The sequence below is a fragment of the Thalassolituus alkanivorans genome (genome assembly GCF_020447205.1).
Taxonomy (GTDB): Bacteria; Pseudomonadota; Gammaproteobacteria; order Pseudomonadales; family Oceanobacteraceae; genus Venatoribacter; species Venatoribacter alkanivorans.
The window spans coordinates 1-25,080 of the sequence record NZ_JAJAEL010000002.1 but is presented as its reverse complement, the minus strand read 5'-3'; the positions used below and the strand labels follow the sequence as shown (position 1 = coordinate 25,080).

General features: G+C 53.4%; 23 protein-coding genes. 7 read left to right on the top strand and 16 right to left on the bottom strand.

The features are described 5' to 3' along the window. Positions 1–77: 77 nt before the first annotated feature. The 9 genes from LGT44_RS00580 to LGT44_RS00540 all read right to left on the bottom strand — a co-directional run bounded on the left by LGT44_RS00580 (position 78) and on the right by LGT44_RS00540 (position 12,052). The gene (locus tag LGT44_RS00580; protein WP_230330737.1) at positions 78–938 is read right to left on the bottom strand and encodes a CLCA_X family protein; all 861 of its coding nucleotides are present in this window, start codon (positions 936–938) and stop codon (positions 78–80) included. 122 nt (positions 939–1,060) lie between these two features. Then, positions 1,061–2,776 (bottom strand): peptidase inhibitor family I36 protein, encoded by a 1,716-nt coding sequence (locus tag LGT44_RS00575; RefSeq protein WP_230330736.1) that lies wholly within the window; start codon positions 2,774–2,776, stop codon positions 1,061–1,063. 242 nt (positions 2,777–3,018) lie between these two features. Further along, complete coding sequence (locus LGT44_RS00570) at positions 3,019–3,738, bottom strand: enoyl-CoA hydratase/isomerase family protein (protein WP_230330735.1); 720 nt, start codon at positions 3,736–3,738, stop codon at positions 3,019–3,021. Between the two features lie 12 nt (positions 3,739–3,750). Next, positions 3,751–4,635 (bottom strand): SDR family oxidoreductase, encoded by an 885-nt coding sequence (locus tag LGT44_RS00565; RefSeq protein ID WP_225692378.1) that lies wholly within the window; start codon positions 4,633–4,635, stop codon positions 3,751–3,753. Between the two features lie 33 nt (positions 4,636–4,668). After that, positions 4,669–6,618 (bottom strand): acetyl/propionyl/methylcrotonyl-CoA carboxylase subunit alpha, encoded by a 1,950-nt coding sequence (locus tag LGT44_RS00560; RefSeq protein WP_230330734.1) that lies wholly within the window; start codon positions 6,616–6,618, stop codon positions 4,669–4,671. Continuing rightward, positions 6,615–7,421 (bottom strand): enoyl-CoA hydratase/isomerase family protein, encoded by an 807-nt coding sequence (locus LGT44_RS00555; protein WP_230330733.1) that lies wholly within the window; start codon positions 7,419–7,421, stop codon positions 6,615–6,617. Before LGT44_RS00555 ends, LGT44_RS00560 begins: the two co-directional genes overlap by 4 nt. Before the next feature lie 11 nt (positions 7,422–7,432). After that, positions 7,433–8,593, bottom strand: a complete 1,161-nt coding sequence (locus LGT44_RS00550) for an acyl-CoA dehydrogenase family protein (RefSeq protein ID WP_145470655.1) — start codon at positions 8,591–8,593, stop codon at positions 7,433–7,435. Between the two features lie 24 nt (positions 8,594–8,617). After that, positions 8,618–10,234 (bottom strand): acyl-CoA carboxylase subunit beta, encoded by a 1,617-nt coding sequence (locus LGT44_RS00545; RefSeq protein WP_230330732.1) that lies wholly within the window; start codon positions 10,232–10,234, stop codon positions 8,618–8,620. Between the two features lie 9 nt (positions 10,235–10,243). Further along, a complete protein-coding gene (locus LGT44_RS00540) occupies positions 10,244–12,052 on the bottom strand; it encodes an acyclic terpene utilization AtuA family protein (RefSeq protein ID WP_230330731.1) in 1,809 nt (602 codons plus the stop codon). A 161-nt stretch (positions 12,053–12,213) separates the two neighbouring features. Here LGT44_RS00540 and LGT44_RS00535 point away from each other — a divergent pair, with 161 nt between their 5' ends. The 6 genes from LGT44_RS00535 to LGT44_RS00510 all read left to right on the top strand — a co-directional run bounded on the left by LGT44_RS00535 (position 12,214) and on the right by LGT44_RS00510 (position 16,069). Next, on the top strand, positions 12,214–12,810 hold the full coding sequence (locus LGT44_RS00535; protein ID WP_230330730.1) for a TetR/AcrR family transcriptional regulator: 597 nt from the start codon (positions 12,214–12,216) through the stop codon (positions 12,808–12,810). A 19-nt stretch (positions 12,811–12,829) separates the two neighbouring features. After that, on the top strand, positions 12,830–13,048 hold the full coding sequence (locus tag LGT44_RS00530; RefSeq protein WP_230330729.1) for a DUF6500 family protein: 219 nt from the start codon (positions 12,830–12,832) through the stop codon (positions 13,046–13,048). Between the two features lie 41 nt (positions 13,049–13,089). Further along, positions 13,090–14,352: an RNA polymerase sigma factor gene (locus tag LGT44_RS00525; protein WP_230330728.1), complete on the top strand. Its 1,263-nt coding sequence runs from the start codon at positions 13,090–13,092 to the stop codon at positions 14,350–14,352. A gap of 86 nt (positions 14,353–14,438) precedes the next feature. Then, positions 14,439–15,305 carry a YciI family protein gene (locus LGT44_RS00520; RefSeq protein WP_230330727.1) on the top strand — a complete coding sequence of 289 codons (867 nt, stop codon included), beginning with the start codon at positions 14,439–14,441 and terminating at the stop codon, positions 15,303–15,305. 52 nt (positions 15,306–15,357) lie between these two features. Further along, the gene (locus LGT44_RS00515; protein ID WP_145470663.1) at positions 15,358–15,741 is read left to right on the top strand and encodes a YciI family protein; all 384 of its coding nucleotides are present in this window, start codon (positions 15,358–15,360) and stop codon (positions 15,739–15,741) included. A 64-nt stretch (positions 15,742–15,805) separates the two neighbouring features. Then, positions 15,806–16,069: a hypothetical protein gene (locus tag LGT44_RS00510; RefSeq protein ID WP_230330726.1), complete on the top strand. Its 264-nt coding sequence runs from the start codon at positions 15,806–15,808 to the stop codon at positions 16,067–16,069. Positions 16,070–16,147: 78 nt separating this feature from the next. Here the strand turns inward: LGT44_RS00510 and LGT44_RS00505 are convergent, their stop codons facing one another. The 5 genes from LGT44_RS00505 to LGT44_RS00485 form a co-directional block, all read right to left on the bottom strand. Beyond that, complete coding sequence (locus LGT44_RS00505) at positions 16,148–17,698, bottom strand: Dyp-type peroxidase (protein ID WP_230330725.1); 1,551 nt, start codon at positions 17,696–17,698, stop codon at positions 16,148–16,150. A gap of 56 nt (positions 17,699–17,754) precedes the next feature. Further along, positions 17,755–18,384, bottom strand: a complete 630-nt coding sequence (locus LGT44_RS00500; RefSeq protein WP_230330724.1) for a hypothetical protein — start codon at positions 18,382–18,384, stop codon at positions 17,755–17,757. 2 nt (positions 18,385–18,386) lie between these two features. Further along, complete coding sequence (locus LGT44_RS00495; RefSeq protein ID WP_230330723.1) at positions 18,387–19,061, bottom strand: hypothetical protein; 675 nt, start codon at positions 19,059–19,061, stop codon at positions 18,387–18,389. Between the two features lie 116 nt (positions 19,062–19,177). Continuing rightward, positions 19,178–19,441 (bottom strand): hypothetical protein, encoded by a 264-nt coding sequence (locus LGT44_RS00490; RefSeq protein ID WP_145470672.1) that lies wholly within the window; start codon positions 19,439–19,441, stop codon positions 19,178–19,180. Further along, positions 19,438–21,297 (bottom strand): Na/Pi cotransporter family protein, encoded by a 1,860-nt coding sequence (locus tag LGT44_RS00485; RefSeq protein WP_230330722.1) that lies wholly within the window; start codon positions 21,295–21,297, stop codon positions 19,438–19,440. Before LGT44_RS00485 ends, LGT44_RS00490 begins: the two co-directional genes overlap by 4 nt. 1,064 nt (positions 21,298–22,361) lie before the next feature. Between LGT44_RS00485 and LGT44_RS00480 the strand changes: the two genes are divergently transcribed. Further along, positions 22,362–22,727: a hypothetical protein gene (locus LGT44_RS00480; protein ID WP_230330721.1), complete on the top strand. Its 366-nt coding sequence runs from the start codon at positions 22,362–22,364 to the stop codon at positions 22,725–22,727. Positions 22,728–22,897: 170 nt separating this feature from the next. On the opposite strand, the gene LGT44_RS00475 is transcribed toward LGT44_RS00480, so the two are convergent. Continuing rightward, positions 22,898–23,791: a DUF3800 domain-containing protein gene (locus LGT44_RS00475; RefSeq protein WP_230330720.1), complete on the bottom strand. Its 894-nt coding sequence runs from the start codon at positions 23,789–23,791 to the stop codon at positions 22,898–22,900. A gap of 42 nt (positions 23,792–23,833) precedes the next feature. Next, positions 23,834–24,391 carry a recombinase family protein gene (locus LGT44_RS00470; protein WP_230330719.1) on the bottom strand — a complete coding sequence of 186 codons (558 nt, stop codon included), beginning with the start codon at positions 24,389–24,391 and terminating at the stop codon, positions 23,834–23,836. Positions 24,392–25,080 lie beyond the last annotated feature (689 nt).

Genomic DNA, 25,080 nt, shown 5'->3' with positions numbered 1-25,080 from the left:
CTGACGTATATCCTGAGGCTTATCTTACCGGACAACAACAGCCAGATTACAAGAAATGGCTTTATAAATGCTTCAGGTCAACGGTTGAATTCTGTGGGCTGGCGCAGCAATGCCTGACACAGGGCGGAGAAGTAGCGGCTGAAAGCCAGATTGATAGTGCGGCGCTGTTCATCTTGTGGATACAGGCCTGATTGCGCTTCCGCCGATGCTTTACTGCCTTTTACCAGAAAAACATTTTTGATACTGGCGTCCTGAATAAAGGCCTCGAAAGCGCGTGCGCAGAGTTCTTCCGGCTGACTGTAGTAGTGGATATTCAGCGCTTTATCCTGCGCGGCTGAAGCAATAAACAACGGGCTGGGATCGTTGCCATCAACGCTGAGCAGAATGGCTTTAAAGCAGTCGCCCAATAAGGTATTCAGCGGATGCTCTGTCGCGCTTTTATTCTGTAGCCAGAGGGACGAGGCAAAACTCATAGCCGGTGCGCCGGTAAAAGCTTTGGTGGCCATATAGTGGTCGAAGGCATGAAACCATTCGTGAGCAATGCTGCCGGGACCGGCATTTTTGGCTAAAGCAAAACTGCGTTGCAGCGGCGAATAATGGGCCGATACGCCAGGGCGGCCACCACGGCCATATTGCAATGCCAGCGTGCCGCGTAACGAGATCAGCTCGCGCCGCAGGCGCAGGGTTTTTGCTGTAGGTAATGGCTGGCCGGCAAGAATCTGGGCTAAATCACACAATGCATCGTAGAAACAGGCCGCGGCATGTTCCTGCTCATCCTGTGTTACCCAGCGACCAATTTCGACACCGCGAAAATCAAACAGCTGACGGATGGTAAGAAAATCCGGAATGACGCCACCCAGTACGCTGCGATGGTCGGGGCCGGCGCGATAAAAACTGCGCTCAGTTAATGCGGTGGTCGGCTTGCCTGATTTGCGCATCGGATGTTGGCTGCTGTCTTTGGAAACAGCATTATGCCTGCAGAGTTTTCTGTGCTGTAGCGGAAATAAAAAATCCCGCGCAGGCGCGGGATTTTAAGGTCAGAGCCGAGCGGCAGACGCTGTTACCAGCGATCCGGCAACCACTGACCATTGCTGACCGCAAAGTTCACATGCACGTCGCTGCCGGAGGTGATGGCATTACGCAGCAGGCGGGCTTCATAGGCACTGGCCGGGGTTGTATAGCTATAGCCCGGATATTCAGCGGCACATGCAGCGGTACCGTTGGCGGCATTACCCATCGCCTGAGTGATGGCCCACTGGCCGCTGTTGTTACGGCAGGCATAGTTCAGGCTGTTGTCGGCAGCAACGCTCATAAAACGATTGCCACTGGCGTGGAAACGGGCAATGCGGCCGTTGCTGTAGGCTGAGCCTGCACCTTCCGGTCCGACTGCCCAAAGCTGGTTGTTCAGGCGGTCACCGCTGTTATCCATATCGCCTTCATCAATCATATCCAGACCAAAAGCGTTGATACCGTTCTGCAGGCCGGTTAATGCATCTGCAGCGCTGACGTTGTCGTTACAGAAATAGTTAATGCATTCCTGTGAGCGAACATAGCGGCTGCTGTTAAAGTGATTTTCATAAACGTTCAGGCCACTGACACCTTTGTTTTGCTCAAAGTTAACAGCAACACTTTTGGCAATATCACAGCCGGTGCTGCCGTCATCTTTATAAATAAAGACCCGTTTTCCCTGTTGGCGGATTTGCTCGAAGGTCAGGTCGTAGGGAAGGGTCTGACAACTGCCGGCGGTGTAGACGATATCGCCCAGCCAGGCGACGTCGTTCTGCAGCTGTTGATAGCCACTGCTGTCACCGTTGATATCGTCCTGCAGGTAGAAGAACACCACGTCATTGGCGTCGGCGCCTTTCAGCCAGCTGTCCACTTCACCCAGCATGCGGCGCAGCGTGGTGGTAAAGGTGGTGCCGCAATCAACCGAGTGACAGACCTTGGTGTAGCTGCCACCTTTACTGACATCCAGTTCAAAGAAACGCACGCCCAGCTGTAACTGTTCGATCAGCGCACGACGATGGTTTGGTCCGGGAATCAGCTGGCCGCCAAAATACGCGGTGCTGTTAAACGCGTTGTGGGCTGCCAGAGCATTGGTTTCGCGGATAGGGCTGCGGTAACCGGCGGCTTCGGTAATATCGATCGCAGCTTCCTGAGCGGTAGGTGCGCGTGAAGTCACGCGGAAAGAGTCGATATTATCTTCAACCCAACCGGCCGGACGTTCTTCCAGATTGGACGTGCTGCGCGTCAGGATGCGGTTTTCTTTGCTGTAGTTAAAGCCGGGGTAATTAAAAATCTCGACATTGGCTTTACCGGCAACCAGCAGCGAAGAGGCTTTGTTACGGCCCAGTAATACATTATTCAGATCGGATTCACCTTCACCGGCCTGCAAGCAGTGTGGTGTACCGCGAAAGCCCGGATGCTCGAATAAACAGGCAAAATCATTGCTGTTACGGTTACGCACTTTAAACGAGCTGATGCCGTCATTCATATTGCCCATTTTGTAGGTATTGGCCATCACCCGGCTGTGTTTACCGCCGTAATTGCTGTGCTCGAAAATTTCGATATAGCTGTTGCCGTACAGTTTAATGGACGACACTTTGTCGTTGCGGGAAGAGCCGATCCAGCTGTTATCACCAACGCCATAACACCATTCGGCGCCCTGATATTCTGCATGTTCATACAGACAGACTTTGTCTTCGGCCTGGACTGCCAGCGCAGTGCCTGACAGCAATAATGCGGCGGTCAGCGCGCGCACAGAAGGTTTTTTCATACCGACCTCACAGAGAGAGTGGAGAGTTATTTTTATTGCTCTCCGGTGGCGGCGTGAGATCACTCAACGGAGATAAGCTTCCATGCAGGAACTATCTTAGACCTGTGGTTGTGAAGGGAGTATGACAATATGAGACGATGGTCTTGTTTTTTTGGCGGAATTTAAACTGATGAAATTGTCAGAAGAAACCAGCCGCAGAGAGCGGCTGGCCAGGTGTTCGCGTCAGCGGTTCAGCGCTCTGCTCAGAGCAGTTTCATGGCATCAATAAACGGTGGGTTTTTTTCGCGCAAAGCATCCAGTACCGGCTTGTGAAAGCGCTTTTTATGCTCGGCAAAAATAGTGCGTTTTTTATTAAAGGTACGGGCAAACGTCAGCGCACCTTCCAGTACTGCGTCTTTACCTTCAAAAATAGCGGTAAGGAAATGATCGGCGAGTAATCCCGCCGCGCCGACCCGGCGGCCAGTCAGCAGCATGTCGTTGTAGCGATACGCCGGCAGACTCTTCAGCACCACATCAATTAAACCCGGCACAAAGGGAATGCTCATATCCACTTCCGGAAAACAGAAGTAGCCACGGTCACTGCGCATCACGCGGAAATCACAAGCACAGGCAATCACACAGCCATTGCCAAAAGTATGGCCGTTAATGGCGGCAATCGCTGGCACAGGAAGCTGCATCAGCCGTGCATGACAACGATCCATGGTGTGCATAAATTCTTTCACATCATCATGCTGGCCACCCTGAATGGAGCCCATCAGCCAGGGTACATCCAGACCCTGGCTCCAGCTTTTTTCATCGGATGAGGTAATTACCAGCGCTTTAAAATCGATATTATCTTCCACCGCCTGCAGGTGTTGCTCAAACTCCCGGGCAAACTGCAGATTGTGAGTGTTGGCGCCGTTATCGAAGGAGATAATGGCAACCTTACCGCTGTCATCGCTGCGTAAACTGATCAGACTCATATTTATCCTGCCTTATTCTTCGCTTAAACCGCCCAGCGGTGGCTGTGCGCCATACACATAGGCATCCGGCGCCTGGACAAATAAATCCGGCATTAAATCGGTTTTATCGCTGTCCGGGTTGGCACGGTACTGATCGAAATTGGTTTCGCCACGGCTGCGCAGAAAATCTTCATCAATCAGCAACTGGCCGGTGACTTCACGTGCGCTGGTTTGCAGCAGCGTGTGAGCGGCGTCGGCCATAATCAGCGGATTACGTGCGCGGTCAAAAGACTGCTTACCGCCAAACGAGGTTGCCGCGGTGTGAATAACGGTACGTGGCCATAATGCATTAACGCTGATGCCATAGCGTTTGAATTCGTCCGACATGCCCAGCGTCAGCATCGACATGCCGTATTTGGTCAGGGTGTAAGGCGAATGGTTACGCAGCCAGCGGCGATCCATATCCAGCGGCGGACACAGGCTTAAAATATGCGGATTGTCGGATTTTTTCAGATGTGGCAACGCTTTCTGGCTGAGCAGAAACACCGCGCGGAAATTTACCTGCATCATCAGATCAAGTTTTTTCAGCGGCGTGCTTTCCACACCGGCCAGCGCGATGGCACCGGCATTATTGATGATGGCATCGATGCCGCCAAAACGCTCAACGGTTTTTGCTATCAGGTTATCGACGTCTTCTTCGCTGCGTACATCCACTTTAATCGCCAGCGCCTGGCCACCGGCTTCTTCCACTTCACGGGCAACGGAATGAATGGTGCCTTCGAGTTTCGGGTTCGGCTCGTCGGACTTGGCGGCAATCACAATATTGGCGCCGTCACGGGCACAGGCCAGTGCAATTTCGCGCCCGATGCCACGGCTGGCACCGGTAATAATAATGGTTTTATTGTTGAGGCTGGCCATGCTCAGCTCCTGTTTTTTATTAATATGTAAGAATTATTCGGCGCTTTCATCTGCCTGCAGTTGGATCAGCAACTGGCGGCCTTTTACCTGATCTCCGGCCTGCACCAGAATGTCCTGCACCACACCATCCACACCGGCTTTTAACGGATGTTCCATTTTCATGGCTTCCAGTACCGCCAGTGTCTGGCCTTTCGTTACGCGCTCGCCGGCTTCAGCCAGTACGGTAACAATGGCACCGTCCATCGCCGCGCGCACCTGATCGGAACCGGCGCTCTGGGCGCGGCTGCTGACCAGCGTGACATCGCTGAAGCACAGGTTACCACGCGGCGTGTCCAGCCAGAGCTGGCCGTTATCTTCCGCCCAGGCGATGCTTTGCTGCACATTATCAATTTCATAACGCAGCAGGTCTGAGGTTTTTTCCAGCAGGCGCAGGGCGCACTCTTCGCCGTTATGGTTAACCAGCAATTGCTGGCCGTCACGGCGGATGCTGAGGGTAAATACCGTTTCGCCCTGTTTTAATTTTAGCGGCCGTGCCGTGCTGTGGCTGCTGGTAAAACCCTGAGGCGCAGCGATTAATGCTGCCGCCAGTGCCAGATCATTAAGCTCAGGCTGCAGCGGTTGCATGCTGGCGTGGTCGCTCAGGTGCTCGCTGATAAATGCGGTGGTTGCCTCGCCGTTAATAAAGGCCGGATGAGCCAGAATCGCGGCTAAAAAGGCGCGGTTATCGGCAATGCCCAGCAAGTGCGACTCACGCAGGGTGCGCAATAAACGCCGCCGTGCTTCTTCGCGGTTGCGGCCAAAGGCAATCAGTTTGGCCAGCATCGGGTCATAATGCGGGGTAACCTTCTGGCCCTGCTGAATACCGGAGTCGATGCGGATACCATCGTTAATGCTGTGCTGATCGGCGGCCTGCCAGAGTAATAGTTTTCCGGTTTGCGGGGTGAAATTATTGGCCGGATCTTCGGCGTATAAACGCACCTCAATGGCGTGGCCCCGCAGGGTAATATCCTGTTGCGTGAAGCCCAGCGTCTCACCCTGTGCAACCTGTAATTGCAGCGCAACCAGATCCAGTCCGGTAACCAGTTCAGTCACCGGATGCTCGACCTGCAGACGGGTATTCATTTCCAGAAAATAAAAATTCTGCTCAGCATCGACCAGAAATTCCACCGTACCGGCACCGTAATAACCGCAGCTTTTTGCCGCAGCAACGGCTGCTTCGCCCATTGCGCGGCGCAGGTTGTCATTCACAAACGGCGATGGTGCTTCTTCCACAACCTTCTGGTGACGGCGTTGTACCGAACAGTCGCGCTCGCCCAGATACACCACATTGCCGTGCTGATCGCCGAATACCTGAATTTCGATATGGCGTGGTTGCAGCACCGCTTTTTCAATAATTAATTCGCCACTGCCAAAAGCATTCTGCGCTTCGGAGCGGGCCGAACGGATATGTTCATTTAAGGTCGCGGCATCACTCACCAGACGCATACCCCGGCCACCACCACCGGCAGAGGCTTTCAGCATTACCGGCAAGCCAATGGCCAGCGCTGCGCAGTGCAGGGCTTCGTCACTCTGATCTGCACCTTCGTAACCGGGGATGCAGGGCACACCGGCTTCGATCATGGCGATTTTTGATAAACGCTTGCTGCCCATTAATTCAATGGCGCTGGCGGACGGGCCGATAAAAATAATACCGGCCTGCTCGCAGCTGCGGGCAAAGGTGGCATTTTCAGATAAAAAACCGTAACCCGGATGAATGGCGTCGGCACCGGTCTGCTGTGCTGCGGCAATAATCCGTGCGGCATTTAAATAGCTGTCGCCAACGGCGGCGGCACCAATGCACACAGCCTGATCGGCCAGTTGTACATGGGGTGCGCTGCGGTCGGCTTCTGAGTAAACGGCAACGGTTTCGTAACCGGCTGCTTTGGCGCTGCGTAATACGCGTACGGCAATTTCGCCACGGTTAGCGACCAGAATTTTATTCATGCCTTTTCCTCCTGCACAGCAGCCTGAGCCCAGGCGGCCGGACGCTTCTGCATAAAGGCCATGGCGCCTTCCCGTCCTTCGCCCATGACGGCGGCGGCAAAATTCTGTGCGGCCTGATCCAGTAATTGCGCCAGCGGTTGTTCAGCATCGGCGACCGCATGCAGCAGTGCCTTGGTTTTGGCAGTGGCGGCTGGTGCGCATTTTAATGCCTGCTGAATGGCGTTATTAACCTCGGCTTCGAGGCTGGCATTGTCGGCACACAGCTGATGAACAATCCCTAAACGCAGCGCTTCTTCAGCATTTATACGGTTGCCGAATAATGCCAGACGGCGCGCCTGAGTCAGACCAATGCGTTGCACCACAAAAGGAGCAATCTGCGCCGGTAAAATACCCAGCGAGGTTTCCGGCAAGGCAAAGCGGGCAGTGCTGCTGGCGATGGCCAGATCGCTGACGCAGGCCAGACCAAAACCACCGCCCATCACAGCGCCTTTTAAAGCGCAGATAACCACCGCCGGTAAGCGGTTGGCGGTTTCAATCATATGACCAAAGGCGCGATTAAATTCGGCCAGACGGGCGCTGTCGCCACCGGCCGCCTGCATATCTTTAATATCGCCACCGGCACAGAAATGATCGCCATTACCTTCAATCACCAGTACACGGCAGTCGGCCTGTTGGGCGCTGTTCATCAGCGCCAGCAGTTCTTCCACCATGGTCAGGCTCATGGCGTTGGCGAGCTGCGGACGGTTAAGGCGTACACGCCAGACGGCGGGCTGCTGCTCAAGTTGCAGGGTTGTAAATTCCATACCGCCTCCGCTCAGGATTTTTTACGCTTAGGCAGAATGCCCATGTACTTGCAGATAATGCCGAGCATAATTTCGTCAGCGCCACCGCCAATAGAACCCAGACGGTTATCGCGGTAGAAACGGGCGACCTGGTTATCCCACATAAAGCCCATACCACCCCAGTACTGCAGACAGCTGTCGGAAACTTCACGGGTCAGGCGGCCGGATTTTAATTTCGCCATCGACGCCAGACGGGTCATATCTTCGCCGTTCAGATAACCTTCACAGGCCTGATATACCATGGCGCGCAGGGCTTCGACTTCGGTCTGCAATTCGGCCATACGGAAGTGGATTACCTGGTTATCAATCAGTGGCTGACCAAAGGTATGGCGTTCACGGCAGTAATCGATGGTCTGGTTAATGCAGGTTTCCATACCGACCAGTGACATGGCGGCGGCGTACATACGCTCTTCCTGGAATTGCAGCATCTGCATCATAAAACCCGCGCCTTCAGCACCGATACGGTTGCGCTGTGGTACGCGCACGTTGTCGAAGAAAATCTGGGCGGTATCGGATGAGCGCATACCTAATTTATTCAGACGTGGAGACAGGGTAATACCGGGAGAATTCATCGGCACCACAATCAGGGATTTATTCGAGTGTGGCTTGTCGTCTGAGGTGTTGGCCAGCAGGCAGATAAAATCGGCCTGGGTGGAGTTGGTGATCCACATTTTGGTGCCGTTAATAATGTAATCGTCACCGTCTTTTTTCGCCGTGGTTTTTACTGCGGCAACGTCGGAGCCGGCACCGGGCTCACTGACACCGATACTGGCAACCATATCACCGGCAACGGCGGGGGCGAGGAAGTTCTCTTTTAAATAATCACTGCCGAAACGGGCAATGGCCGGCGTCGCCATACAGGTCTGAACACCAATGGCCATAGGCACACCGCCACAGGCAATGCCGCCCATTTCTTCAGCGGCGGCCATTTCATAAGAAAAATCCAGACCTAAACCGCCGGCACTTTCCGGTTTGCTGATACCCAGCAGGCCGAGGTTACCCATTTTCTTGAACAGTTCATGGGCGGGAAAAATACCTTCTTTTTCCCATTCGTCGACATGCGGGTTAATCTCGTTTTCGACGAAGTTTTTAACGGTACGCTTAAGTTCTTTATGTTCCTGAGTCAGACGCATGAGAAAATTTCCTGAAATTATTGTTTAAAAACGGGCGATGCCAAAGGTGTTAGGTCGTAACGGCCGCTGCTGCGCTTCGTGGCAGATGCTTAACAGATGCATCAGCAGAGTGCGGGTGTCACGCGGGTCAATCAGGCCGTCATCCCACAGACGGGCAGTACCGAACAGGGCGGTTGAGCCCATTTCCAGTTTGGCGGCGGTCATCTGCTCTAACTGCGTGAGCATTTTTTCATCGGGCTCAACACCCATCTTGCGTTGTTTTTCTTCGGTGACAATGCGTAATACCTTACCGGCCTGAGCACCACCCATAACGGCGGTTTTGCTGTTTGGCCAGGCGAAAATAAAACGCGGATCAAGGCCACGGCCACACATCGCATAATTACCGGCGCCATAAGAACCGCCGACCACAATCGACAGCTTAGGTACGGTAGCGTTGGCGACGGCCTGCAGCATTTTTGAACCGTGTTTAATAATGCCGTTGCGCTCGGATTCAGTACCGACCATAAAACCGGTGGTGTTATGCAGGAACAGCAGGGCGATATTATTCTGCTCGCACAGCTGAATAAACTGTGCCGCTTTGTTTGCACCTTTGGCAGTTATCGGCCCGTTATTGCCGATAATGCCGCAGGAGAAGCCACCAATGCGGGAAAATCCACACACGGTTTGCTGGTCAAATTCGTTTTTAAAATCCTGAAATTCTGAACCATCGGCGATACGCGCAATAATTTCGCGCACGTCGTAAGGTTGTTTGGCTTCGGCCGGAACCACACCGAGTAATTCGTCAGCGCTGTACAGCGGCTCGTTAAATTCGGCGGCTGGCTGATAGGGCAGCTGGGCGTTCCACGGCAGGGCAGCCATCACATCACGCGCAATACGGATACCATCGGCATCGTCTTCGGCCAGATACTCGGCGGTGCCGGCATCGCAGGCGTGCAGTTCAGCACCACCCAGTTCTTCGTCGGTGGCAATTTCACCGGTGGCGGCTTTTAATAGTGGTGGCCCGGCGAGAAACATTTTCGCTTTACCGCGTACAGCAATCACCACATCGGATAAACCGGGCTGATAGGCGCCACCGGCGGTAGCGTTACCATGCACCACCGTTACCTGCGGAATACCGGCAGCACTCATACGCGCCTGATTGGCAAAGGCTTTGGCGCCGGGAATAAATACATCGGTGGCGTAATTGAGGTTGGCGCCGCCACTTTCCGCCAGAGTCACTACCGGCAGTTTATTCTCGCGGGCAATTTCCTGAATACGCAGGATTTTATCCAGACCGCCGGGAGAAATGGTGCCGCCTTTAATCGCACTGTTATTCAGCACGATTAAACAACGGATACCGGCAACCCGGCCGATACCGGCAATAATGCCACCACCGGCACCGCTGCCGTCTTTATCGTCGTGCATTTTATGGCCAACCAGTGAGCCCAGTTCGATAAATTCGGAACTGGCATCCAGCAGCAGACTTAAACGTTCGCGTGGCAGTAATTTGCCGCGTTTATGAAATTTTTCCTGCGCTTCCTGTTCTTTGGCGCGCACTTTTTCTTCGACCGCACGGAATTCTTCCAGCGCTGCCAGCATAGCCTGCTGGTTATTGCGGAACTGTTCGCTGTTGCTGTCGAGTTCTGAGGTGAGAATGGTCATGATGTGTCCTTAACGATTCAGCAGCTGCTGATATTCAGCATCGGCCCGGGCAGCAATGTCCGGTGTTACCGCAACCGGTAAATCCAGTAACTGCTGAGCAAAGGCTTTACCCTGCGGATCAATGCGCAGGCTGGCCATGCCACCGCCGCCGAGGGAATTGCGCAATAAAAGATTAAAAGCGTTTAAGCCGGGCAGGGCGAACAGCTCAACATCGCTGTTATCGGCCAGCACGTGGGCGAACCACTGGCCGATATTTTCCGGCGCCAGTGCGGCCTGAATAAATGGCAGGTAATCCGCATCGCGCGCCATGACACCAATATTGCTGTGATTACCTTTATCGCCACTGCGCGCTACCGCCAGTTTGATTAACGGCACACTGATATCAGAGTCGGGCGTTTCAGCGGTGGCATTAATTTTGGCTGAGGGCCAGTGCGGAGCATGGTCAGCGCAGTCGATAGCCACGGCTGTTTTATTGTCATCCAGCTGAATCTGTACCGGCACATCGGCTTTCGGCCAGAGGAAAGAAAATAAGCGGATATTCGGGCTGGGTTTTGGCCGGCCACCGACAATACCGGTTAAGCCCGGTGCCATGGCAGTGGCGGCCTGAGCAATTTCGCGGGCGAACACTTCCAGCGCTTTTTTATCGGCGTGACGTACGGCGATTTTAACAATCACTTCGCGGTTGTCTGCAGCGCGGGCATTGGCGCCATAGGTGGTTTCAGAGCCGAGAATTTCAATATCCTGTGCAGTAAAAGCCTCCATGCCCAGTACCGAATGCAGCACGCTGACGCGTTGCAGAATGGCCTCGGCCACGCGCTGGCCTTTTGCCACGGCATCGCGCCCGCCGATCATAAAGGTCGCGGTGCAGCGGAAGCCGTCCATCCAGGTGGCGCTGACTTTATAGTCGGCCGGTGGTGCATAACCGCGGGCGCCGCTGACGCGGACCTGCTGCTCGCCGCTCTGGACGATATTTACCTGAGTAAAATCGCAGCAGACATCGGGCAATAAATAACAGGCCGGATCGCCGATTTCATACAGCAGCTGTTCGCCCACGGTAAAAGGCGAAATCAGGCCGCCGGTTTTTGCTGGTTTGCTGACCACAAAGCTGCCGTCGGCAGAGCATTCAACAATGGGGAAGCCCATATTGGCGTAGCCGCTTTCAACCAGCTGCCAGTCGGTGAAATTACCGCCGGTACACTGCGCACCACATTCGATGATATGGCCGGCCAGAGAACCCTGCGCGAGCTGATCGTAATCGGATTCGCTCCAGTTAAATTCATGCATCAGCGGGCCCAGCACCACAGCGCTGTCGACCACGCGTCCGGTGATGACTATATCGGCACCGGCCGCCAGAACATCGCGGATGGCCGGAGCGCCGAGGTAGGCATTAACACTCAGGCAGCGGCCGGGCAGCGGCTCGTCGCTGAACATATCTTTTACGCCGGCAAAATCAGCCTGACGGGCGCTGAGGTTATCGCCCTGTACGGTGCCGACGCTGAGGTTCAGCCCGGCTTCGGCGATTAACGCGCGCAACGCCGCGGCGCAGCCTTCAACATTGATACCACCGGCGTTACTGACCACCTTAATGCCCTGGGAGGCGATGGCCGGCAGCAGTGGCTTAAGCGTCTGGACGAAATCCGGGGCAAAACCGGCTTCGGGATTTTTCAGGCGTGCACCGGCCATGATCGACATGGTGACTTCGGCCAGATAATCGAACACCAGATAATCGAGCTGACCCTGCTGTACCAGCTGGTGGGCGGCGGTGCCGGTATCGCCCCAGAAGGCGGAGGCGCAGCCGATGCGGACGGTATCCTGCATGGTGAAATCCTGTTGTTAGCGTTTGCCTAAGACTATCAATCATCGAACAACCAAGCAAGCGCTTGGTTTTTAGTTTTGCGGCCTGACCGGGATTGCCCCTACAATAGGCGCATCCTAATAGGCTCATGCGTCATACAGACGTCTTCAGATAAGGAAAACCCGTGATAGAACAACTGATTGCCGAAGGGGTTATTACCGACCCGGGCAGTGCCCGTGGCCGCCTGCTGGCTGCCGCCGCGCGCCTGTTTAAACAGCAGGGGTACGAACGCACCACCGTGCGTGATCTGGCTGCTGAAATCGGCATACAGTCGGGCAGCCTGTTTCACCATTACCGCAGTAAGGAAGATATTCTGCGTGCGGTAATGGAAGAGACCATTCAGCTGAATACCGCGCTGATGCGCATTGCGCTGAAGCAGGCGCAGGACCCGCGCGGCAAAGTGCTGGCACTGATCCGTTGCGAGCTGCAATCCATTCTCGGTGAAACCGGCGAAGCCATGAGTGTGCTGGTGTATGAATGGCGTTCACTCAAACCCGACAGCCAGCAGCACATCCTGAAGTTGCGCGATATTTATGAACAGCTGTGGCTGGATGCGCTGGCCGAAGCCCGTGCTGCCGGCATGGTGGCGATTGAACCTTTTATTCTGCGCCGCTTCTTAACCGGCGCACTGAGCTGGACCACCAACTGGTATAAACCCGATGGTGATATGACGCTGGATGAACTGGCCGAATACGCGCTGACCCTGGCGATAAAACAGTGAAACACAGCGGAGAAATACAGTGAGAGCCAGTCTACGCGCTAAGATCGTGCAGGTTTGCGACAAGAAAATAGCCGCCAAGGGCGATAATGTCGGCGTATCCTTTTATGCGTTTTTCGCCAATAAAAACGATGATCCGGAGCTGTTAATGGAAGCGGCCGAATGGTGGATTAAAACCCATTGCCTCGATCATTTTGAAAAAGCGGTAAAAATTAAGGCCATGGTGCTGGCGGGCGACTGACGCCGGCTATGGTGACAGGGCGCTGACAGGATGCATGCGTGATGCAGACAGGGATTGAGCAGATATATCAGCAGGTCGCGCGTCAGGTGTTTGCCACACTGGTGCGCCTGCTGAAAGACTTTGATCTGGCAGAAGATGCCCTGCAGGACGCCTATCTGAGCGCGCTGGAACAATGGCCGCATGATGGCATTCCGCATAATCCCGCTGCCTGGCTGATCTCGGCCGGGCGTTTTAAAGCCATCGACCAGCTGCGTCGCCGCAGCCATTTCAATGACAACCTGTTGCCGCAACTGACCGATCTGGAAAGCGGCTTTTACGACTTTGACCCTGAGCGTGAGATGAGTATTCACGATGACCAGCTGCGGCTTATCTTTACCTGCTGCCATCCGGCACTGGCACAGGAAGCACAGCTGGCATTAACACTGCGCGAAGTCTGTGGCCTGACTACCGAAGCCATCGCCCGAGCCTTTGTCAGCAAGGCGCCGGCCATCGCCCAGCGCATTGTGCGCGCAAAAAATAAAATCCGTGACGCCAATATTCCCTACGAAATCCCCGCCCAGAACCAGTTGCCGGAGCGCTTAAACGGTGTTCTGAAGGTGATTTACCTGCTGTTTAACGAAGGCTATTCGGCGGCCAGTGGCGATGAAACACTGCGCAACGATTTAAGCTCTGAGGCGATCCGGCTGGCGCGTTTACTCTGCGCCCTGCTGCCGCAAGAGCACAGCGAAAGTATGGGGCTGCTGGCCTTATTACTGTTGCAGGATGCCCGCCGGGCGGCGCGTATAGATGAGCAGGGTGAACTGATTTTGCTGGAAGACCAGAACCGTGATCTGTGGAACCGCGCACAGATCCGCGAAGGGCTGGAATGGATTACTCGGGCGCTGCAGCTGGGGCCGGTGGGCAGTTACAGCCTGCAGGCTGCCATTGCTGCCGTGCATGCTGAAGCCCGCGATTTTGCCGCAACCGACTGGCGCCAGATTGCCGCACTGTACCAGCGTCTTTATACACAGGAACCCAGTCCGGTTGTGGCGCTGAACCATGCGGTGGCGGTGTCGATGATGACCGAAGGCGGCGGTCCTGAGGTGGCGCTGACTCTGGTGGATGAGCTGCTGAGCCATGGCCAGCTGGACGATTATCACCTCCTGCATGCGGCCCGCGCCGACTTCTTAAGGCGTCTGCAGCGCCCGGCGGAAGCCCTGCCTGCCTACGAAAAAGCACTGAGTCTGACCAGTTCCGGCAGTGAGCTGCGTTTCCTGCAGCGGCGTATCGACGAGTGCCGTCAGGCGGCAGATAAAAAAAATTAAAAATATTTTCATCTGTCTGTCGATTTCGTCTTTCACCATTCGATTAGTTAATGCCAACAGGCGTTAACTTATACGGAGAAAGTACTATGCGTTTTATGGTGATCAGAAAGGCGGATGCCGAAACCGAGCAGGGCTGTATGCCGAGCAATGAGCTGATTGCGCAGATGGCAGCCTTTAATAATGAACTGGCCAATGCCGGTGTGCTTATCGATGGGACGGGTCTGCAACCCAGTAAAGAGGGCGCCCGCATCAGTTTCAGCAACGGTCAGGCGCTGGTTACCGATGGCCCCTTTACCGAAACCAAAGAGCTGGTTGCGGGTTTCACCATGATTGAGGTGCAAGATAAAGCCGAAGCCATTGAGTGGATGAAACGCTGGCCGGTACTGGATGGCGGCGGTAATGCTCAGCTGGAACTGCGCCGGTTATATGAGCTGTCGGATTTTGAGCCGGGCAGTGGTATTGCCGACACCCATAAAGTGTTTGAGAAAATCACCCGTCAGCCGCAGAGCTGCGCGACCTATCTGACCTTTGATGGTCGTTGCCGCGAAGCCTTTGAGTTTTATGCTGAGCTGCTGGGCGGCGAAATTAATGTGATGCAGACCTTTGCAGCATTACCGCCGGAAGAAAATAACGCCGATGAACATGGCTGTGCCGGCGTTATCACTGATGCTGACCGCGATAAAATCATGCATGCCTGTCTTACGTACGGTAAGGGCACACTGATGGGCTCTGATGCGATGCCGGGCCAGTATCAGCAACCGCAGGGGTTTTATCAGCAACTGCAGATTGATGATATGCAGCAGGCGATCAGGGTATTTAATGCGTTAAGCGAAGGCGGCAGCGTGCATATGCCATTTGGCGAAACGTTCTGGGCGGAAGGTTTTGGTATGCTGGTCGATGCCTGGGGTATTCCGTGGATGGTTAACAGCGGCTTTAAAGCACCGCAGCAATAGCAGTGGCAATAAAAAAACCGCAATAAGAGCGGAAATAAGAACAGGAGAGAATATGAAATATCTGGCTCTGGTGTATTACCAGGAATCAGCAATGAACCAGATGTCGCAACAGGAATGGGATGCACTTAACCGTGAGTGCATCGCCTGCGTAGGGTCTCTGCAGCAGAGCGGGAATTTCCTCGATGGTGCGCCGCTGGAGCAGTCGCCGTCGGCCACCACCATCCGTGTGCGCGACGATAAACTGCTGGTAACCGACGGCCCTTTTGCCGAAACCAAAGAACAGCTGGCAGGGTATTATCTGCTGGAGGCCAATGACCTGAATCAGGCCATTCAGCTGGCGCAGAAAATTCCGCCGGCCCGTTACGGCAGTGTGGAAATACGGCCGCTGCGGGAATTACAGGAAGAAGGAAACAGTGGCCATAACGCGGTTAATTAATATCTGATACTCCGTCTGCGTAAGCAGTTGAGTTATCAGCACCGTAGTGATCGGAGAACATATTATGGATGAGGTCAGAGCCCGTTACCGGCAGCTGAAGTGGCTGCTGGTAAGTGCCGAGTTGATCTGGCTTGCCTGTTGTTTGCTGCTCAGCCTGATTGTTGACCCTGACATCCCTGTGCCTGCGATCTGGGCGGCGGTGGGCTTTTTAATCGCACTGGCGGTGGAAGCGATGGCTGGTCGCCTGTGTTGTCCGAAATGCCGGCAACCGCTGGGTTTAAGGGTTTACCGCTGGATTCTGATATTCCGTTGCCGGAACTGCTGTTAAAAAAACAGGCCCTAAGCATCCGGAATAAAAAAATGCCGCTGTTAAAGCGGCATTTTTATGACTGCAAAAAAGCAAACATCAGGTCGGATCAATAATCCCCTGCGCGATCATATCCAGCGCGGTAATGCTCGGGATAAAGAAGTAATCGCCGCCACGGGTTTCGACCATACGTGGCAGGTGGGTGCAGAAAAACGGTGCTTTACCGTCTTTCGGATTCACCTGCAGAATGGCCTTGTCGGTCAGCTTGCCGTTGTTGGCACCGATTAAAACATCGCGGTCGTTACCAAGATGAAAATCGTTGGAATAATTCACCCACTGCTGCTGCACGAACTCGAACTGACGCTCAAGGCTGGCGCCAAGGCACATAAAGATAATGCCCTGTTCGCTGCTGTCATTGGTCAGCTCGTCATGGCCGCCATAAGGCAGACCACGGCGCATTAAACGGCGGCGGTCGACCAGCGCACCGGGACGGTCAAAGGCACCTTTTTCGGTTTCCAGCGAGCCACGGGTATTGGTGCGGCGGATATGAGCACCAATCGGACATTTTGCCCCGTGCTTATCGTCGTTATAGGTAAAGTCGATCCACTGCTCTTCCAGTGCTTTTAACTGGCCAATAGCACAGGCATCACCTTCGGCGGCTTTTTTCTGCAGCTCTGCCATTTTCTGGTCCAGTTCGGCCTTGGCTTTATCGTCCGGTGCCAGTACCAGCGGAGCGCCGTTATCCGGCCAGCGACCGGAAAATTTGGCCATTAATAATTCACGGCTGCCGTTAAAATCCTTCGCCATATTATCGACATAGTCGTTAAAGGTTTTTACGTTTTCATGCAGCTTGCGGTACACCATAAAGGTTCCGTTGCGTGCCAGCAGGTGCGGCTCAGGTGCCAGCGGGTATTCTTTGGCTTCGTCGACATGACCAAGAATAAATTCACCGGTCGCCAGTGGTTCCCACTTACCATCACGGTTCAGCTTGCCGCGTCCGGGCAGGCGCTCCGGGTCATGGCCGCAGCCTTCAAAGTAAGGATTGCCGATACCATCGACAAAACCAAAGTGTTCTTTGGGCGTGGCTTTACCATTTTCAAAAACGGCGGAGGCATCCTGATAAGGCAGCAGGCTGCCGTTCGGGCCTTTATGGCCCGGGCGGATGCTGACACTGCCCTGTACGCTTTGTATCAGATCTTCGATCTGAGAGAAGCGTTGTTCCACCGCTTCCTGGGTCTGACCGTTAATGGAAACCCAGGCGTGTACGGTGTCACCCTGCCATACCGGGTCCCAGTGCTGCGGGCTGCTTGGGCCGTTGTCACCCAGAATGGCGGCACGGGGTTTCATACCCATTTTAAATTCCTGCGGAAAACCGTCGAGGGAGCGGCGTGGTAAGCCCAGTGCGCACAGACCGTGATAGGTAAAGGCAATATTGGTGGTGGCTGCTGGCTTATCGGATTGATCCGGGTGCTTTTTCTCACTCCAGGGTTCGGCGGTGGTAATCAGCGGAATTAACTGCTGCAGAAAATTGCGGCCACCGGCGTAGTCGTGAAATTCGAGAAAAAAGTAACGTGCCTTGGGAAAACCAAAGCGGCCATAGCCTTTACAGATATTGCCCTGAATATCGTACAGATCGAGAGGTCGGTTCATAATCAGTCCTTGTCGCCAGGCGTGCCGCGCACGCGCTGAATAAATCCCTGGGAAATTCAGTACATGTTTTGCAGACGGGTCTGACCGGGCGCCCAGCTTGGCTGGTCCAGGTCGGCCAGTTTGATTTCTGCCATAAAGTTATTAAAAGCTGTACGCAGTGCTGCGGCATCCTGCCCCTGATGAGCGAGAGTAAATTCGCTGAAAACCTGTTTTACATACAGGGCTTTCAGTTGCTCTTTTAATGACACATCGGTCGAGCCGTTAAAGAACAGCGTCGTAGTGAGCTGACACTTTTTGATATAGGCGATGAAATCATCGGCGTTCTGCACTTTGTCAAAGGCGACAGCATATTGCCACAGGCTGCGCACATCGGCTTCAGCGTTATCCCACATGCCTTTCAGATAGGGTTCCAGCTCACCGTGGAAGTTACTGGTAAATACCAGGTACTTGGATTTCAGGTGATCGCGGGCAACGTCGTTACCCTGCTGAAAAAACACGTCGTTAAGAATAAACAGACGGGCAAAATAGGTATTGGGAATACGGGCAAAAGGGCTGCCGGCATCTTCTTCCAGACGCTGAATGCGGCGGCGGGTAATTTTGTCGAATGAGGTCTGTTTGTCATGGACGCCGTTGATCAGCGGACAGAGCGTGGTCAGGCCGTAGGAATTTCCGAAAGTGTTTGCCATGCTCAGGCCTCCTGCTTGCCGGCCACGCGGGCCATCATAAGATTGGCGTGCTGGTGTTCCTGCACCAGTTCGTGCGATGCGCTCATCAGCGGGCTTTCACCCATGCTGCCAAGGTTGTGCTGGTTGCTGGCAAGAAACTGCTGGTAAGTCTGGAAGAATTCTTCATCGCTGAGGCTTGCGGTATTTTTCTGGAAATTGTTCAGATTGGTGAATAATTTCTGCGCCGTTTTTACATCGTTGGCCGCGGCCAGCGGATAGGCGTTGTAGTAATGGCCGCTCTCTATCTGGTTAAAACGGATATAGTTATAAAAATCGTGCAGCGGAATGGATTTCGGATATTTGATATTCCAGCGCCAGAACATGTCGAGGCCGGAGGGAATCGCAAAAGAAAAGGAGTCGATGTACTGATCCCAGCTGCCGTTAAAATTACTTTCAAACAGCATATAGCTGTAGGTCAGTTTTTCTTTCGGCTGGCTTTTGTCTAAGCGTGGAAATGACCAGCGGTTAATTATGGTCCAGCGTGCGTAGTGAATCAGCGACAGGGTCAGTAAACCCTTGAGGAAGTAGGGGAAGGTTTTTACCACCACCCAGAAAATCAGTTTTTGCCAGAGGGCAGTCCACCACCGCAGCGGGGTGAGTACATTCATACCATAGGCTTTGCCGGCGACGTTCGACATAGTGAATTCCTTTTCTGGTGCCAGATAAATCGTGCAGTCATGCAAGCGGCAAAGACTCTAGCGGTTTCTGCGTTGCGGGTAAAGGACGCAGCGGACCTCTTTAGGGTGGGGCGCGGCTAAAGGTTATCGTCTTCGTTATTGTCCAGTTCGCGCAGCATTTCCAGCCCTTTGCGCCGTTGTGTGGCGAGAATGGAAATCTTTTCTTCCAGTTCCGCCCGTTCCAGTTCGCTGTCGCAATTCTGTAACTTAGCTTTCAGTTCATGCTGTTTGTGTTTGAGCTTATTCAGCGCGGCAGCCAGTTCTTTGCGCTGGCGCTGCTGGTGTCTTTGCTGCTGGTTAAACAGCGCATTGAGCTTTTTCACCAGTCGGGAAAATTTCATAAGCCTTGCTCCGGTGGCGGGGTGGCAGTGTCTTCATCACTGCGTTGCTGTTCCAGTTGCTTGTTAATGGCCGACAGGTCGGCGTGCTCCAGCTGCAGGCTTTCCGGTGTGTCGCCCTGTGGGCTCTGCTCATCAATAAACAGATAGCGCGCAGCCTGAATCAGCGCGCGGCAGACTTCCTGGCAGTAGCCTTTATCGGTCATCAGTGAGGTGGCCATCTCGGCGCTGATTTTACGGGTGCGGATCAGACCTTCGATCAGGCTGTCGGACTGTTCGCGCTCGCGTTCGGTCAGCAGCAGCTGGTGGTCGAGGGCGAGGCGGCTTTCCACCACGTCATCGATCTGGCGTACCTGCTGGATGGCGCGCAGCACGTCGCCGATCTGCTGCCGTAATTGCTGATAGGCCTGCGCCATATCCGGGTTTTCGCTGTGAATATAAAACAGCAGGTTGCGCTGCAGATGTTTGACGCCCTTGATGGCCTCAATCAGATAGTGATCGGCGGCACGCAACTCGCGCAGCTGTTCGTCCTGACGGCCGCTGGCTTTTTCCCGTGCGCTGCTGATGAAACTGATGATGGCCGAGTAAATTCCCTTCACCTGTTGTTCGTACAGCTGTTGCAGGTTGGTATGAATGGCAGAGTGGCTCTGGTCGCTTAACAGTGCAATCGGCTGCCCTCGGTGAAATTCATCGGCCTGCCAGCCAAGCCCCTGCAGTACCAGGTCGGTGGATAACGCGTACAGGCGGATGCTTTCGCTGCGGGTTACGGCAACGGCAGCAGAAGGGGATTCCATCGCCGATTGATTCAGATATTGCGGCTGCATACGGCTGGTGGCCCGTTCCGGCACCAGACGTAACAACCAGCCTTGCAGGCGTAGCAGCTGCGGCACCATCAGCATGACGCCCAGCAGGTTAAACAGGGTGTGGAACAGGGCCAGCTTCAGTGTGTAGTTATCGGCGCCGATACCCAGCAGCACGCTGAGATGTTCAACCAGCCACAACAGCACCGGCATTAACACCAAGGCCACAACACCGGTCAGCAGGTTAAACAGCAAATGTCCGAGAGCAAGCCGCTTGCCTGCCGTATTGGCGCCAAGGCTGCCCAGCACGGCGGTAACCGTGGTGCCGACGTTGGCGCCGATAGCCAGTGCCAGCGCATCCATATACTGCACATGACCGGCCGCCAGCGCGGTCAGGGTTAATACCAGGGTGGCATGGCTGGATTGCATCACAACCGTGGCAATAATGCCGAACAGGGTGAACAGCAGCAGCCCGGCAATGCCCTGTGGGCTGATGGTGCTGAGATCCAGACTGCCCTGCAGAGTGGCAAAGCCATCCTTCATGTAATCAATGCCGAGAAACAGAAAACCCATGCCGGCCAGAATATGGCCGATACCGGCGCGGCTCTGATTGGGCTGAAACAGCAGCATGACGCCAAACACCAGCATTGGCATCGCCAGCTGGGAAAGGTTGATATCGAGACCAAAGCCGGCAATCAGCCAGGCGCCGGTGGTGGTGCCCAGATTTGCACCAAAAATAACGCCCAGTCCGGCACCGAGGTTGATCAGCCCGGCCGACAGAAAGGAGATGCTCAGCACCGATACCAGTGAGCTGGATTGCATCAGGGTGGTGGCGGCCACACCAAAGAGCAGGGCTTTGCCGGTGGTATTGGTGGAGCGCTGCAGGACACGTTCGATCAGGCCGCCACTGAAACTCTGGAAGCCACGTTCCAGTGACAGCATGCCGAACAGGAAGATAGCGACACCGGCAGCAATCTGCTGCAGCTGGGGACTGCTCCACAGGCTGAACGCCAGCAGCAGCATAATGACCGGAAAGAGCATGCGCTTGAGCAATTCCAACGGGGGTAATCCTGTAGTTCCGGGCAGAGCTGTCAGTTAACCCAATGGCCTTTTGTTCAGCAAGGGAAATTGCTGTAGCAGTATCTGCAGACGTTGATCTAAGTCGCTGAAAAAGCAGTTCTTTGTGTGAATAACCTGATCGGAATTTCACCCTGGCAGAGGTTGTTCAGTGAAAGCCTGTTTATTTATGCACAGAATTCTGTGTATAACTAAGGGATAAGCTGGCGATAACTGCCTGCAGCCCGCAACAGGCCTGCAACGCTTTACCATGGTGTCAGTCCGGCATCGGCCGGATTACCGGAAACCCTTGAAAATCAAGGATTTTATGGTGTTTTTTACACAGCCGTCAGGTTTTTCAGAGTAATGCGTTGGCAAGTCATTTTTTTTAATAATCAGCAGAATTAAGAGTTGTTTTTAACAGAAAAACTCTTTATATGGCGATTCTGTTACGGTTTACCCACAGAATCTGTGGATAACTTTGAGTATAAGTTGAAGAAAAATCCCCCTGTCCCCCACGCTTTGTAACACCCGTTTAAATTGTTTAAAAAATGATCAGTCGATACTGTGGAATCTTCCTCAGAACAAGAAAGCGGTTTGGCGCAAAGTCGGGAGAAAGGCTGGGCGAATTGGTGAGAAGATTCCAGTGCGAGGACAAATCTGTCCGGAACAGATTTACACAGCCGCAGACTGTCCGCAGGAGTAGAGCCATAGATGGCTCTGATGAATCGAACCTGAGATGACGCCGGATTTCAGGCAATAAAAAAGCCCGCATATTGCTATGCGGGCTCTTTAATATTCGTGGTGCCCAGAGGCGGACAGGGCACAGCTATCACAGAACCCACGCATCATGCGGGCTGGCAGCCCTTCAGACCATCGTGGTTGATGGAAATGTGTGCCAAAAGTGTATCACCGGCAAGAGGAGGTATCTTCTCTCAAACGGGACCGTTTTAGTCTCACACTCAAAATGATTTGGTTTTATTATCTTTCAAATTCTAAAAAAGTATTTCAAAGATCCGTATTCTGGATTATAGTGGTTCGGACTTTAATGATACTGAGAGGTAGATATGCAACGTTCATCATATGAAACGGCCGTACTTGTGGCGCTGGCTTTGAAGCGCTTTGAGCGAACTAGAGTGCGCTTGTCAGGCATTAGGCTTAAGAAAATTTCAGGGCGAAAGCAGCTTAGAAGCGTTTTTGTTCAAGCGGTTATTGAAGAGCTTAATGATATGGGGGTACTCATGATTGAACTTGAGAATGGAGGATTCGGCCTTACTTATGCGAGTGTTCTTGAAGGAGCGCCTGCGCTACCTGTTGCAAGAGCGATTGGATCTGAGTTAAGGGATCTGCGCTCAGGGGAGCTGTCTCTTTCCGACATTGAGAGTGAGCTGTTTCAATCGGATGGGGAAGATGATGATGACGACGATGATTAACCTGTAGGGTGTTGAAATGCTCAACTGATTGGATCTCAGTACCCAGTCCAATTCGAATCTTTATTTATTGAACAGGGCACAGCTGCCACAGAAGCCACGTATCATATGGGTTAGCAGCCCTTCAAACCATCGTGGTTGATGGACATGTGTGCCCAAAGCGTATCACTTTACTATCGTCGTGAATTCACGCTCTTGACTAGTCGTTCAAGACTCTTTGCCGAAGCCGGCTTGTGGCCGTTTCGCTGCAATCCACTTCTTTTACAGATACTCTTCATGCGAGCTTTGAAGTACGTGTTGTACCATTCAAATTCTTTCTTGTGCTCAGGTTCAAACTCAAGGTGAGCCATTCTTCCTAAGAGCCCACAGAACCAATCTGCACACTGGAGAGTCTGGTAAAGGTTGCTTTCAGCTTGCATCGGGGGTTCAATTAATTGACGCCGGTTCTTGCTTCCGAACATTTCGATACCTGTTCGTTCAACTATCTCCCCGCGCATCACGTTCTCTTCTTGCTCATCAAGGATGACCATGAATCTATCGTTACTGGGCTTGCATTGATCATCTATCCGTTTAATCAGCTCTCGCAGAGTTCGGTGATAGAGTTCCTTGCTATCAATTTTTTCGGTGCGCGGCTTTTCTGAGCCTACGTATATAACGTAGCCGCCAATTTCATCAATCTTGCTGATCAGACGGAAGGTGGCTTGCCGTAGCTCTCTATACTTCTTGACGTTTCCTGTGCGGTATAAATTGGCCCCCTTTTTTTCCCACTTGGCAGGATGGATACCGGCCTTTTTGAGGTCCATCGCGAGTAGATTGTTCTTCAGTTGAAAAAAGAACGTAGTAAAGTTCCTAACTTCATAGTACGGAAGTACAATGCCTGCTAACCCGAAAGCGGGGTGAGTCTTATGCTTAGGATGGTCATGAGACAAGTATGGACCGATATGTCCAAACTCATCCAGATACACTATGTAGAGCATTCCTTGTTCCCATAAACGCGAAGACCCGGAACATAGAATGCCCGGGTCTCGGAAGCGGAGCGCCATCTTCGCTACGGTTAATACCTTCACTCGTATGCCGCGTCCGAATTAACTATCCCTTGTCTTTTGATTTTATGCAAGTACTTTTTCAAACTTGGATGCTATTCGGTATAAGCTGGACTCGCTGATTCCAAGCTCGCTTGCTGCATTTCGCTTGGTCATGCCTGTCGCCAGTAGGGCCTTCAGTTCTCCGGCCTTGTTCCGAGCTGTCGGCTTCCTCCCTTTATACATCCCCTTCGCTTTGGCCTGAGCGATACCTTCAGCCTGTCGTTCCAGCATCATTTCCCGCTCAAATGTGGCGATGGCTCCGATCATAGTGAGCATCAGCTTGCCGGTTGGCGTACCGGTATCAATGCCAATATTCAGGATCTTCAGGGTGATACCCTTCGCGTTCAGCTTATCGACGATCTCCAGCAGGTGACTGGTGTTGCGCGCCAGTCGATCCAGCTTGGTGACGATGAACTCGTCTCCGTCTCTCATATAGTCCAGTGCCGCGACCAGCTCAGGCCGGTCTGTCTTGCTGCCGCTGACCTTCTCCTGAAATACTTTGTCGCAGGATGACAGTGCTTCGAGCTGAGCGGTGAGTGATTGCCCGGTAGTTGATACGCGGGCGTAACCGATGATTGCCATAGTGGCCTCCCAATAGACTCTAGGCCCAGTGGGAGATGTCTCTCAAAAGCCTGGAATGGACTCTATTGGGAGATAATTTCAGGTCGGGAGAAGTCTCCCACTAGGGCATGGTTCAAAGAATGACGGTAGGCAGGATGCTTACCGTTGTACTTATAACGCGGGCCTAAGAGGAAAGTGATACCCCTTGATATGGGTGTGATCCAGTGAGTGATCGGTGCTGCCCATCACCCTCAGTCATTTTTCCAAAGGCCGGATTGGCAATATCTCCGGCCCTTTTCTGTGATCGGGGTGATCGGGGTTGCAGCCTCCCTTCCTAATAGATGGTTACACCGTGTAGTCTTGACCATCTGGCAGTGCATCCTCCGGAAAGACTTCTTCACTCTCTCTCAGGATGCGGGAGTCCTCTCGTTCAATCAGGTCATATTCATTAGGCTGGCCGTGGTTAGTCAGAATCCACCCCTTCTTCCGGCTCTGGCGGCCATTAATCCTTTTTGACGTATTCTTCTCTCTGAAGCCAACATCCTCTAGCTTTCGCCGGAAGGATAGCCCTTTGTTGAGGTGCAGCTTCGCCCACCGGTAATTCTCACCTTCTGAATCGCCACCAGTTCGCTAGACACTTTCAAGCTTCATAAAATATTGCTGTTCATACTTTACCGGCGACAGCATTCCATTGGAACCATGCCTGCGGT